Source organism: Leifsonia sp. GW821-FHT13C05 (assembly GCF_058806515.1).
Map to the genome: position 1 here is coordinate 145884 of NZ_JBXAPT010000005.1, position 12863 is coordinate 158746.

The 12863-nt window shown below is 69.5% G+C and carries 10 protein-coding genes and 2 pseudogenes; 4 read left to right on the forward strand and 8 right to left on the reverse strand.

Features of this window, described 5'->3' with window-relative positions; genetic code table 11:
- Window positions 1–103: 103 nt before the first annotated feature.
- The 3 genes from AC1ROC_RS14730 to AC1ROC_RS14740 form a co-directional block, all read right to left on the reverse strand.
- A complete protein-coding gene (locus AC1ROC_RS14730; RefSeq protein ID WP_493001052.1) occupies window positions 104–1216 on the reverse strand; it encodes a fatty acid desaturase family protein in 1113 nt (370 codons plus the stop codon).
- A 175-nt stretch (window positions 1217–1391) separates the two neighbouring features.
- Window positions 1392–2477, reverse strand: coding sequence for a hypothetical protein (locus tag AC1ROC_RS14735; protein WP_493001054.1), 1086 nt, complete (start codon window positions 2475–2477; stop codon window positions 1392–1394).
- A gap of 12 nt (window positions 2478–2489) precedes the next feature.
- Entirely contained in the window at window positions 2490–3908 is a 1419-nt protein-coding gene (locus AC1ROC_RS14740; protein WP_493001056.1) for an ATP-binding protein, read from the reverse strand.
- A 134-nt stretch (window positions 3909–4042) separates the two neighbouring features.
- Between AC1ROC_RS14740 and AC1ROC_RS14745 the strand changes: the two genes are divergently transcribed.
- A complete protein-coding gene (locus AC1ROC_RS14745) occupies window positions 4043–5914 on the forward strand; it encodes an alkyl/aryl-sulfatase (RefSeq protein WP_085370682.1) in 1872 nt (623 codons plus the stop codon).
- Between the two features lie 24 nt (window positions 5915–5938).
- Here the strand turns inward: AC1ROC_RS14745 and AC1ROC_RS14750 are convergent.
- Window positions 5939–6583 (reverse strand): annotated as a pseudogene (locus AC1ROC_RS14750) (NADPH-dependent F420 reductase); the annotation flags it as partial.
- Window positions 6584–6613: 30 nt separating this feature from the next.
- Window positions 6614–8356: a cell wall-binding repeat-containing protein gene (locus AC1ROC_RS14755; protein ID WP_493001058.1), complete on the reverse strand. Its 1743-nt coding sequence runs from the start codon at window positions 8354–8356 to the stop codon at window positions 6614–6616.
- A 154-nt stretch (window positions 8357–8510) separates the two neighbouring features.
- Between AC1ROC_RS14755 and cls the strand changes: the two are divergent.
- The 3 genes and pseudogenes from cls to AC1ROC_RS14770 all read left to right on the forward strand — a co-directional run bounded on the left by cls (window position 8511) and on the right by AC1ROC_RS14770 (window position 11447).
- Window positions 8511–9972: pseudogene (gene cls / locus AC1ROC_RS14760) on the forward strand (cardiolipin synthase).
- Between the two features lie 66 nt (window positions 9973–10038).
- Complete coding sequence (locus AC1ROC_RS14765) at window positions 10039–10533, forward strand: hypothetical protein (RefSeq protein ID WP_085370685.1); 495 nt, start codon at window positions 10039–10041, stop codon at window positions 10531–10533.
- 29 nt (window positions 10534–10562) lie between these two features.
- Window positions 10563–11447, forward strand: coding sequence for a hypothetical protein (locus AC1ROC_RS14770; RefSeq protein WP_493001060.1), 885 nt, complete (start codon window positions 10563–10565; stop codon window positions 11445–11447).
- Window positions 11448–11469: 22 nt separating this feature from the next.
- Here AC1ROC_RS14770 and AC1ROC_RS14775 read toward each other — a convergent pair whose 3' ends face one another.
- From AC1ROC_RS14775 to AC1ROC_RS14785, 3 genes are all read right to left on the reverse strand, one after another.
- Entirely contained in the window at window positions 11470–11811 is a 342-nt protein-coding gene (locus AC1ROC_RS14775; protein WP_493001062.1) for a hypothetical protein, read from the reverse strand.
- Complete coding sequence (locus AC1ROC_RS14780; protein WP_493001064.1) at window positions 11812–12135, reverse strand: prevent-host-death protein; 324 nt, start codon at window positions 12133–12135, stop codon at window positions 11812–11814.
- Between the two features lie 170 nt (window positions 12136–12305).
- Window positions 12306–12854 (reverse strand): CGNR zinc finger domain-containing protein, encoded by a 549-nt coding sequence (locus AC1ROC_RS14785; RefSeq protein WP_493001066.1) that lies wholly within the window; start codon window positions 12852–12854, stop codon window positions 12306–12308.
- Window positions 12855–12863: the final 9 nt, after the last annotated feature.

Below are 12863 nucleotides of genomic sequence, written 5' to 3' on the forward strand. Positions count from 1 at the left end.
AATACGGTCCGGCCTGCCATCCGGCGATCACTCCATACGGTAGACCGCTCTGTGCAGAGCGCATGTCCACACTTCGGGGGACAGCCGCGACGGCGTCAGCGCGTCAGCGCATCGAGGCGGCGGCGGGGCAGTCGAACGGGTCGCGCGCGGACAGGCCGACACGGTTGAGGTATTCGATGACGATGCCGTACGAGTTCATCAGCGACGTCTCGGTGTACGGGATGTTCTCGGTCTGGCAGTGCTCGCGCACGATGGCGGCGGCCTTGCGCAGGTGCGGCCTGGCCATGCTCGGGAACAGGTGGTGCTCGACCTGGTAGTTCAGGCCGCCCAGCAGGCCGGTCATGCCGAAGCCGACCACGTTGCGGGAGGTGAGCACCTGGCGGCTGAGGAAGTCGACCTTCACGCCCGGGGCGATCAGCGGCATGCCCTTGTGGTTCGGGGCGAAGCTCGCACCCATGTACAGGCCGAAGACGGCGAGCTGCACGCCGATGAAGGCGAACGCCATCCCGAGCGGCAGCAGCCAGAAGATGGCGCCGAAGTAGAGGCTGAAACGGATCGCGAGGAAGGTGAACTCCTTGCCGCGCCCATCCACCTTGCCGCGCTGGAACAGGGTGCCGAACGAGCGGCCGTGCAGGTTGAAGCCCTCGAGCAGCAGTAGCGGGAAGAACAGGTAGCCCTGCTTCCTGGTGATGAAGGCGAGGAACCCGGTGCGCTTCGCGGCGTCCTCCTCGACGAACGAGATGGTGTCGACCTCGATGTCCGGGTCTTTGCCGATGGTGTTGGGGTTGGCGTGGTGACGGGTGTGCTTCGTCATCCACCACGAGTAGCTGATGCCGACGACGAGGGTGGCGAGCATCCGGCCGAGGCGGTCGTTCGTGGGGCCGGATGCGGCGATCTGGCGGTGCGACGCCTCGTGGGCGAGAAACGCGAACTGCGTGAAGATCAGGCCGAGGGCTGCGGCGATGAGCAGCTGGAACCAGCTGTCACCGAGCAGGATCATCCCGGCGACCGCGCCGCCGAGGGCGAGGACGAGAGCGCCGGCGACGAGAGCGTAGAACAGCTTCGCCCTGCGCAGCAGGCCCTGGTCGCGGACGGTGTTCAGCAGGATCTTGAAGCTCTGGGTGACCGGGGGCGCCGCTTCGATGCGGGGGCCGGTGCGGCGAATCGGGCCGAGCGTGGATGCCCGGGGTGCGGCGGTAGGGGCGAGCGAAACCATATGCGGGCCGTTCGGTTGGATCGACTTCCCAGCCAATATGGGGGTGGGCTGCTCGCCCGGATGGCCCCACCATATCCCGCACTCCCTGGGAGCCCGGCGCGACCCGGGCAAATCCCCAGCCTCGGTTTTCGCGAGATGCCGGCAACTGTCGCAAAACGCCCGGGATACGCGACAGTTACGGGTATCTCGCGGCGGTGTTCCGCAGGAACAGGATGATCCAGCTGAAGATGAGGATGGCCGCCACGAGCTCGACCGCGGTGAGGTTGTAGTAGCCGACGGCGAAGAACACGGCGAGCACCACCACCACGCCCACGTAGACGTAGCCGAGCAGCAGGAACACGCGCGGCATCGCGGGCACCCACCAGCGCAACCCGATCACGAGGGCGGCGAACACGACGGCCATCCCGGATGCGACGGTGTTGTGCAGCACGAAGAACCGGTCGACGGGGAACACGCCGACGCACCCGAGGAACACCCCGATCAGCACGAACGCCCACCGCACGAGGTCGCGGCCCCTGCGACTCGCGTGATCCGGGGTCGGGATGCCCGCCGTCGCCACCCGCGCGATGATCACGACGATCGCTCCGGCCACGATCAGCGTCAGGTTGAACGCGAAGGCGGAGAGGTCGTCCGTCATCCCGAGCGCCGACAGGTTCTTCTGCCACCAGAGCGGGTCGGACGAACTCAGCATGCTCGTGAACACGCCGACCACCAGGAAGACAGCGAGCACGAGCGAGAGCAGCATCGACGTCAGCTGCACGGCGGTCAGGAACACGACGTAGGCGGTGAGGGCCAGCGAGACCCCGGCCAGCACCGCGCCCGGCAGTGTGAACACCACGGCGCCCTGGAAGCTGCGCTCCACCACGTCCGAGATGGCGGTCCAGGCGAGCAGCGCGATCAGCCCGACCGCCACGGCGAGCGCCACCACGTCGAACACGGCCAGGCGCAGCGGCGGGCGGGCTCCCGCATCCCGGTGCGGGAGCACGTCGACCAGGATGCGCCCGAGCGCGAACACCACGGCGGCCGTCACGGCGCCGCCGATCGCGGCGAACTCGCCGATCGAGCCTCGGCCGGAGATGGGCAGGTCCCTGTCCCAGAACACGAACAGCGCGACGATTCCGCCGACGACGAAGACCGCTGCTCCGATGACGAGCGCAGACGACTCGACGGACTCGACGCTGCCCACCGGCCTCCGCAGCACACGGGACAGTGGATGCGCGCCCCGCGCCGGCGCCTCGGCGGTCACTTCCTGGGTCGTCACGGTTCCCCGACCCTAGCCGGCCGGATTCCGCAGGGGCACGCGCACGTCGGCGCCGCCCTCCTCCGTGAGCCTGTCCCGCACCTTCACGAGCATCGGCGCCGGCGCGAATCCCCCGGCCAGCAGCGCCTCGCCCTGCCGGAAGCTGGGCGCGTGCGCGAGCAGCGACGGCGGCGCGAAGCCGAAGATCGTGCCGAGTTCCTCCAGGTCGAGCGGTGAGCTCATCCGCATCAGGGCGAGGTTGTCGCACTGGGAGACGATGTTCGGGTGCACCTTCGACGGCCGCTGCGTCGACAGCAGCAGCCACAACCCGAACTTGCGTCCCTCGGCCGCGATCTGGATGATCCGTTCGCGCACCGCGCGCTGGAGCGGCCGGTCGTCGTCCGGCGAGCAGAGGTTGTGCGCCTCGTCGATGACGATGAGGAGCGGTCGCCGCGACTCCCGTTTGGCCCAGAGGTCGTCGAGCACGGCGAGGGCAACGACCAGATGCTCGTCCGGGTAGGCGAACCCGCCCAGGTCGAGCACGGTCGCATCCGGCCGGTCGTCGAGGATGTCGGTGACCGCCTCCCGCCCCTCCGCCCAAACCTCCCAGTCGATCAGGCGCAGGTTCTCGATGCGGCGGGCGAGGGCTTCCGCCGCCGAGTCGCCCGAGGCGAGCAGCGCCGGGACAATCCCGTCGGGGCGCCTGGCCTCCTCGCGCACATCGAGGTGGACGAGGGCGTTGTACTCCGCCCTGTCCTCGATCGGGTCGAGGCGCAGCACGGCCGCCTTCGACCGCATCGGGAAGTCGATGAACCGCGCGAGCAGCGGGTTCTCGCTGTCGCCGGGCCGCAGCACCCGGATGTCCTTCCCGGCGAGCGTGCGCTCCGCCTCCGTGTCGACGACGGTGCGCAGCTCGCGAAGCCGCACGAAGTCGCCGTTCGGGTCGAAGATCACCATCGGCAGCTCGGTGTCGACGAGCAGCTGTTCGAGCAGCACGCCGAGCGCGTACGTCTTGCCCGACCCGCTCTGGCCGCACCAGAAGGTGTGCCGGTTGAACCGGTGGGTGAGCAGCCTGGCCCGCACGTTGTCGACGCCGATCAGCGATCCGACGTCGAGGGTGGCCCTCGCCGCGCGGAAGACGAGCTCGACCGCCTCGTCGTCCGCCGCATCCACGGCCGCCCAGGCGAAGGGATGCGTCGCCCCGGTGTCGAGGCTGCCGTCCGCTCTGCGCTCCCCCAGCAGCTTTCCGGTGCCCGCGAGCGTGTCGTCGCCGTCGAAGTCGAGATCGTCGACCTGCCCGAGCTGTTCGCGGGCCTCTGCCGCGCCGCCCGCGGCGCCTCCGTCGCGGAGGGTGACGAACCCGCCGGGCACGAACGGCGTCTCGACGGGGGTCCTGAACCGGAACTGTCTTCCGTCGAGCGACGTTGCAACACCATCGGGCGCCGAGGTCACGTGGTCAGGGTATGACCGCGGGTGCGCCCGCGGCAAGGGCCGAATCTCAGTACTAGACAGCCCCCGATGGCCCGGAGGATAGTCGGGCGTGATGGCCCGCCGTCGGGTGGGACCGCGAGCGAAGGGGACCGGAGATGGACCAGAAGCCGCCGACACCGACCGTCGAAGCCGCACATCGCGAACTCCTCGACTCACTGCCGTTCGACGATACGGACGACTTCGCGGACGCCGACCGCGGTTTCGTCGCCGCCCTCGAACCCGGGGTCGTGAAAGCGCAGGACGGGCGGGTGGTGTGGGACAACGACAGCTACTCCTTCCTCGCCGGCGACGCGCCCACCAGCGTCAACCCGAGCCTGTGGCGGCAGTCGCAGCTCGTCGCCCGCCAGGGCCTCTACGAGGTGACGGACGGCATCTACCAGGTGCGCGGGCTCGACCTGTCGAACATCACGTTCGTGGAGGGCGACACCGGCGTGATCGTGATCGACCCGCTCATCTCCACCGAGACCGCCGCTGCCGCCCTCGGCCTGTACCGGGCCAATCGCGGAGACCGCCCTGTCGTCGCCGTCATCTTCTCGCACAGCCATGTCGACCACTTCGGCGGGGTATTCGGGGTGGCGTCGGTGGAGGATGTGGAGGCCGGGCGCATCCAGGTGATCGCCCCGGAAGGGTTCGTGGAGCACGCCGTCGCGGAGAACGTCTACGCCGGAACGGCGATGAGCCGCAGGGCGGGGTACATGTACGGCGCTGTGCTCGCGCGCGGGCCGCTCGGGCAGGTGGGGGCCGGGCTCGGGCAGACCACGTCGTCCGGTGAGGTCGGGATGATCGTGCCGACGCTGTTCATCACGGAGACCGGGGAGAAGCACACGGTCGACGGGGTCGAGATCGAGTTCCAGATGGCGCCGGGCACCGAGGCACCGTCGGAGATGCACTTCTACTTCCCGCAGCGCCGGGCGCTCTGCATGGCCGAGAACGCCACACACAACCTGCACAACCTGCTGACGCTGCGCGGAGCTTTGGTGCGCGACCCGCACGTCTGGTCCGAATACCTCACGGAGGCCGTCGACACGTTCGGAGACCGCACCGACGTGGCGTTCGCCTCCCACCACTGGCCCACCTGGGGCACGGAGAACGTGATCCGGTTCCTTTCCACCCAGCGCGACCTCTACGCCTACCTGCACGATCAGACGCTCCGGATGATCAACCACGGATACACCGGGGCGGAGATCGCCGAGACGATCCAGTTGCCGCCTGCACTCGAGAAGGCGTGGAACACGCACGGCTACTACGGCTCGGTCAGCCACAACGTGAAGGCGATCTACCAGCGATACATGGGCTGGTTCGACGGCAACCCCGCGAGGCTGTGGCCGCATCCCCCTGTCGAGCAGGCGAAACGCTACGTGGATGCGCTGGGCGGCGTCGACAGGGTCGTCGCGCTCGCGCAGGAGGCGTTCGACTCCGGCGACTTCCGCTGGGCGGCGACCCTGCTCGACCACGCCGTGTTCACGGACGCCGAGCACGCCGCGGCGCGCGCCCTCTACGCCGACACGCTGGAACAGCTGGCGTACGGCGCGGAGAACGGCACCTGGCGCAACTTCTTCCTGTCCGGGGCGACGGAGCTGCGCGAGGGCGCCTTCGGCACGCCCACGGAGACGTCGGCGCCCGCGATCGTGGCCCAGCTCACCGCCGAGCAGCTGCTCGACTCGATCGCGCTCTCCGTCGACGGTCCGAAGGCTTGGGACCTCGACCTGGCGTTCGACATCACGTTCACCGACCTCGACGCCACCTACCGCGTGACGCTCAAGAACGGCGTGCTCGTCTACCGGAAGCGGCCGGCGGACGGCACCGCCCCCACGACGCTCACCGTCACGAAGGCGCGACTGATCGGGTTGCTCGGAGGGGACAGCGTCTCACCCGGCGTCACCGTGAGCGGAGACGCCGGGACGCTGCCTGCCCTCCTCGCGGTCCTGTCGACAGGAGACCCGGACTTCGCCATCGTCACCCCGTGAGAGTCGGCGTGCGGGCGTCGGCGATCAGATGGTGCGCGGCGCCTTGGCGAGGTTGGCTTCGAGCTCCTCGCGGTTCTGGCGGACGACATACGCCGGGCGGTCGCGCTCGACCCGCCAGCTCTCCGACAGCGGTCCGACGTTGACGGTGTCGTAGCCGAACTCGTCGTAGATCGAGGTGACGAGGGCGGCCGCGTCGTCGAAGTCGCTCGCGGTGGCGAGGGCGCGACGGTTCGGGGTGCCGGCGGGCGAGCCGCTGCCCTGGATGTCGCGAGCGCCGATGTGGTTGAACCCCTTGGCGACCCTGGACTCCGGCAGGTGCTCCTGCAGCAGCCCGGACACGGTGGCCGTGCCGTCGTCGAGGGCCGGGATGTGGCCGTCACGCTCGAAGTAGTAGTTGTTCGTGTCGATGACGATCTTGCCCGCGAGCGGCTCGACCGGGATGTCCGCGAGAGACTTGAGCGGCACGGTCACCACCACGAAGTCCCCGGCGGCACCGGCCTCAGCGGCGGTCGCGGCCGTGGCTGACGGGCCGAGGTCGGCGACGAGCTGTGCGAGCGTCTCCGGCCCGCGCGAGTTCGCGATGGTGACGGTGTACCCGTGCTCGATGAACGTGCGTGCAAGTGCGGTGCCGATGTGCCCGGCCCCGATGATTCCTACGTTGGTCATGCCGCGTACAACGTCACCGGGGCCGGGGAATTCCTACTTGTAGAAGATGGCGACGCCACCGTGATGCGAGCACGCTCCCTGGTGATGCGCGGCGTAGGAGTACGTGCCGTCATTGCACAGGGCGGTGGCTCCGGCGGGAGGCGCGGGAGGCGCAGGCGGCACGGGAGGTGCCGGCGGCGCGGGAGGCGGGGGCGGCGGCGCGCAGACGGTTCCTGCGCCGACCGCGTTGGTCAGTGCGTTCGGTCCGCCGAGCAGCACCCGGCCGACCGCTCCGTATGTCGCGATCGTCGCGGCCGTGCTCGGCGGAAGGCATCCGGACGGCACCACGAACAGCGGGGAGCCGTCTCGGCCGGCCAGCGCTGCACCGGCGAGCGCGTCGGCGAAGTTCGTTCCCGTCGCGAAGTACACCCGGGATGCGGACGGGAACCGCGCCTGGTTGATCGCGTTCGACGTCTCGTAGCGGTCGCCGCCGGACAGCCTGGTCACCGACCCCACCGAGCCGAGCGACGACGCGATCCCTCCGCTCACCGCGCTCGTGCCGCCCGCGAGGACGACGGATGTCACGTGCATCCCGCGCAGCAGCGAGACGGTCGCTCCGTCGGCCGCCCCGGCAGCGCCGTCGACGAGCACCACCGGCGATCCAGATGCGCCTGCCGCTGCTGCAGCGGAGAGCGCGTCGGGGAAGTTGCGGCCGGTCGCGATGAAGGCGGTCGCCGCGCTCGGGAACGCCGCGGCGCTGACCGCCCGCGAGGTGGCGAAGCGGTCGTCTCCCGCGATCCTGTCCACCTGCGGCGCGTAGCTGTGCGCCTGCCGCTCGACCGCCGCAGACACCACGGAGGTCCCGCCGACGATCACGATGCGCGCCGGCTTCAGCCGGGCGAGCTCGGAGGCCACCGAGGCGGGGAGGCCGCCCGGCGTGGTCAGCAGCAGCGGCCCGCCCTGCGCGGCAGCGGCCGGAGCAGCGGAGAGGGCATCCGCGTAGTTCGTGCCCGTGGCGAGGTATGCGACCCCTGCACCGGTCGGGAACCCGCTCTGCGAGATCGCGACGGAGGTGCCGAACCGATCCGAGCCCGCGATGCGCTGCACGCCCGCACCACTGGACGTGGTCACCGTGGCGGGCAGGGTGAGCGGCTGCGCACCGCATCCACCTGTCGTGAAGATCGAGGCCAGCTTCGCCTGTTCGGCGGGGTCGATCGCCAGACCCCACTTGTACTTCACCAGTACCCAGTCCTGCGCGTACTGGCAGGCGACGGCAGCCACGGGAGGCATCCACGCCGCCGGGTCCTTGTCGCTCTTCGACTGGTTGACGTTGTCCGTCACCGCCTGCAGCGCATACGGGATGCTCAAATCGTTGGCGTAGTCCTGCCGCTGCGCGGTCGTCCACGCCCAGGCGCCGGAGATCCACGCTTCTTTGAGCGGGACCAGGTGGTCGATGTCGACATCGGAGGCGAGCGTCCAGGTCTGGGCGTCGTACCAGGAGTTCCAGCTGCCGGTGGCGACCGTGCATCCGGTGGCCGTCGTGAACGTGACGGCGACCGTGGTCTGCGCCTGCAGCACTTCGGAGCGCGTGTCGCAGCCGTCGTGGTCGGCGTCGACCCAGGTGGGGAACAGGCTCCGGTTGTAGGTGGTGGTCTGCACGGGCGCGGCGACCGGCAGGCCGGCGAGCACCGTGCTGCCGGTGGCGGACGCGGCGGTCGCCGGCAGAGCGACGACGACGGAACCGCAGACGGAGGCGACGACGGCCAGCACGGCCGCCGCGAGGATCGAGCGTCTCACAGCTTTCCTTCGGGTGGAGGCGAGTCGCGATGACTCGGTTCGGGTACGCCACACGCTATCGACGGCCACCGACCATGGCATCACCCCAGTCGTGGGGATCGACGGGCGCTAGGCTCCGTGCTGTGACCCCCAGCTCCTCCCTCACCGACGCCGCATGATGGACGGCGAGGTGCTGGCGATCCTGCTGCTGATCGCGCACGGCGTGCTGGTAATCCTCGCCGCCGTGGTGGTGTCGGCGAACCGGCGGCCGTCCGCGGCCATCGCCTGGCTGCTCGCGGTGGTGTTCCTGCCCGTGCTCGCGCTGATCGCGTTCCTGCTGGTCGGGCGCACCACGCTCCCTCCCCGGCGCAGGGCGGACCAGGCGTTCGTCACCGCCAGGATGCGCGAGCGCGTCCCCAGCCTGGCCGCGGTCGGTCACCGCGACGAGTGGCCGGACTGGCTTCCCGGCATCGTCGCCATGACGGAACGGCTCGGCGCCCTGCCGATGGTCGGAGGCAACACCGTCGACCTCATCGAGGACTACGTCGGATCGTTCGACGCCATGATCGCCGAGATCGACAGGGCGCAGCGGTTCGTGCACGTCGAGTTCTACATCCTCGTGCTCGACGACACCACCCGGCCGTTCTTCGACGCACTCGCCCGCGCTGCCGAGCGGGGCGTCGACGTGCGCGTGCTCTCCGACCACCTCGCCGGGTTCATGAACCCGGGCAGGAAGGCGACCATGCGGTTCCTCGCCGCGCACCGCATCCACTGGCACGGGATGCTCCCCCCTCCGCCCTCTGCGCGGCCAGTGGCAGCGCCCCGACCTTCGCAACCACCGCAAGCTGGTCGTGGTGGATGGGCTGGTCGGCTTCACCGGGTCGCAGAACCTCGTCGACGCCTCGTACAACAAGCGCAAGAACGTCTCCCGCGGACTGCACTGGCTGGAGCTGATGGTCAGGATCGACGGGCCCGCCGTGCGGGAGCTGGACGCGGTGTTCGTCACCGACTGGTTCAGCGAGAGCAGGGAACTGCTGCCGATCGACGAGACGCCCGTGACGCTCGGCGGGGCGGCGGACGGCCGGCGTTTCGACGTGCAGGTGCTGCCGAGCGGACCGAGCTTCGACGCGGAGAACAACCTGAAACTGTTCGCGGCGCTGCTGCACAAAGCGGAGCGGCGCATCAGCATCACCAGCCCGTACTTCGTGCCGGAGGAGTCGATCATGCTCGCGCTCGCCACAGCGGCGGCGCGTGGCGTGGAGGTGGAGCTGTTCGCGTCCGAGGTGGGCGACCAGGCGCTCGTCTACCACGCGCAGCGTTCCTACTACGGGGCGCTGCTGCGCTCCGGCGTGCGCGTCTACCTGTACCGGTCGCCCACGGTGCTGCACTCCAAGCACTTCTCGATCGACGACGACGTGGCCATCATCGGGTCGAGCAACATGGACATCCGGTCGTTCAGCCTCAACATGGAGGTGTCCGTGCTGGTGCACGGCCGGGAGGCGGTCGACAGGCTGCGCGCCGTCGAGGACCACTACCGGGCGCAGAGCAGCGAGCTGTCCCTGGCAGAGTGGCGCGCCCGCCCGGTGCTCGGCCGCATCGCGGACAACGCCGCCCGGCTCACCTCGGCTCTGCAGTAGCCGAAGAGAGGCGTACCCTTGCGAGTGCCGCGCGCACGCGCGCAGGAGGAAAGTGGGAGGACCGGCATGGCGACACTCGAGGAGACACGAGACACGTTGCATCGCCTCATCTCTTCGGAGACCGGGCTGGATGCGATGCTCGCCGCCCGCCCGAACTGGTACGGCCGGCTCCTCACCGGCCTCACTCTCGCCATCGGCGACGACCCGATCGTCTACCTCGGCGCCGCCCTCGAACAGTCGGAGCTGGGCTTCACGTTCCGGGTCGGAGCGTTCACGCCGGAGACGATCGCCATCGGCGAGGCCCGCGGCGGCGCTGTCGGCGAGGCGTCGGTGTCGACCAAGCTGCAGCGGAGGGGCGACCTCGTGCGTCTCGACATCAGCGGCGGCATCCCGGCGTTCGACCCCGCCTCGTACACCGAGTGGCCGGGCAAGTTCCGGATGAAGGCGACGTACGGCTCCGGCCTGGAGGTGACCATCCCGTCCAGTGTTGTCGACACCGCGCAGAAGCGGGCGTCGCTCGACCACATCCTGGATGGGCTGCGCAACGACCTGAAGCACTGACCGGCCCCGCCGTTCGGCGACAATGGACTGTGCACAATCTCGGACTCCTCTTCGACGTCGACGGCCCCATCGCCAGCCCGATCACCCGGACCATCAACGTCCGGAGCATCGTCACCGACCTGGTCGCGATGACAGCGGCCGGCGTGCCGATCGCGTTCATCACGGGCCGCTCGGGCGACTTCATCCGCAACCAGGTGGTCACCCCGCTGTGCGACGCCGGCCTGCGCGACGCACTCGACGAGCACGGCGCCCGGATGTTCGGCGTGTTCGAGAAGGGCGGAGCCTGGGCGCCGATCACCGGGGATGGGATGGGCGAGGTGACCGTCGACGAGACGGTGGCGTTCGGCGCTGAGGCGGTCGACGGCATCCGGAACCTGGTGCGCGAGCGCTACGCGGACACGATGTTCTTCGACGAGACCAAGCGCGCGATGATCTCCGTCGAGCAGCGCACCGACGTGGACGCTGACACGTACGCCGCGGCGCAGGCGCGTTTCCAGGACGACGCCTTCACGCTGCTGACGGCGCAGGGCGTCGGGCTGCGCTACGGCGACCGCACGGCACCGGATGCGAACGGCGAGCTGCCGTTCCGCATCGACCAGACGATCATCTCCACCGACATCGAATCGGTGCTGCTCGACAAGGACCGCGGCGCCCAGCGCGCCCTCGACTACTTCGCCAAACTCGGCCCGCTCCCCCGCCGCTGGCGCTCCATCGGCGACTCCCGCAGCGACTACAAGATGGCCGACTACGTCCACAGCGCCGGCTTCGACGTCGCCCACGTGGATGTGCGGCCGAGCGACGGCATCCTGCAGAAGCCGTACGAGGTGATCACGATCGGCGACGCGATCCACGACGACGCCGGGGCGGAGTTCCTGGCGCACTGGCGGCAGGAGCTGGGGCTCGAGGTGTCCTAGCGGGGGGACCCGAGAGTTCGGCCTACTTGGTGGCGTTGGGATGGTGGGTATAGACCTGCTCCAGGTACACCACCTGACCCTCGACGTAGAACCAGATTCGAGCGTCGCCCTTCAGAGTCGGCTTGCACTGCCAGCGCTGGTGCGCCCTGCCGTTCCGCGAGACGGTCCCCAGCTGACCTTTCAGCGGGTAGTTCGTCGGCGTCACCGCCTGCGGCATGCGCGTGAGGACGTCCCAGGCATCCGCGAGCGGCCCGCGGATCGTTGCACACAGGTCGATCCATCCACGCTGTGCCTGCACGCTGGCGAACTCGATCGTGTATTCAGTGCGTTTGGTCGGCCGGGAGACCTTCTTGTCCCGCGCCACTTACGGCCGCTCGACCTGTGCTTCGGTGTCGAGCCATTCGACAGGAGCGGCTCCGAGTCCGGCAGCGACGGCCGTCGCAGTCTCCTGCCACGACGTCAACTCAGCGACGGCGAGGTGGGACTGGCCGGTCGAGAACGACGCGCGCGCTGCCTCGAGGAGTGCGCTGGCGCACGTGACGCGGTCTTCTGGGCTGAGGGCGAGCATCCACGGCATCGCACCGGACATCCGCTCCGCCAGAGTTCCGCGTGTATCGGTCGCCACGCCGATGAGGGTGGCAGCAAGTTGGAGCAGATTGTCCCGGGCGGAGGCCTCTCGCTTGGACATCAGAACGAGGTCCTCTCCGTCGCGGCGGGTCACCTCAACGGGTCGGTCTTCGGCGGCAGCGAAGACGCGGGTGGAGTGGCGGCTCAGCTCCGACGAATGAAAGACCTGTTGTGTCTGTCCTGGTGCGAGCATTCCCCCAGCATAGTTCAGAACTTCTTCTGAAGAAAGGGCTACTCCCCCTGCCGCTTGCGGAACGCGACCATGTTCATCCGGTTGCCGCAGCGCACGCTGCAGAACCGCTTGGAGCCGTTGCGGGACAGGTCGAGGAGCAGGCCGGTACAGTCGTCGGCGGCGCAGACGCGGAGGCGGCCGGTTTCGCCGGAGCGGATGACGTCGACCAGGGCGAGGGCGACCTCCACCCGGATGCGCTCGGCGAGGGGCGCATCCTGGGCTGTCGCGTGCAGGTGCCAGTCGAAGCCGTCGTGACGCATCAGGTATGGGCGGGCGTTGGCGTCGGCGAGCATGGCGTTGACCTCGACGGCCGCGTCGTCGCGGGAGAGGGACCAGGTGCGGCGCAGCCGCTCGCGGGTCTCGTGCACCTCGCGCAGTTCGGTGGCGTCGCGGTCGATGCGGCCCGAGTATTGCTGAGCGATCACGAAGTCGGCCACCTGGTCGGCCGTCGCGAGCTCGTCCTCTCCGCTCCTGGAGGCGCTGGGCACGGTGTTGCAGAGGGCGACGGCGAAGACCAGAGCATCCTCGGTGTCAGGGGCAAAATGCAAGTTGACTCC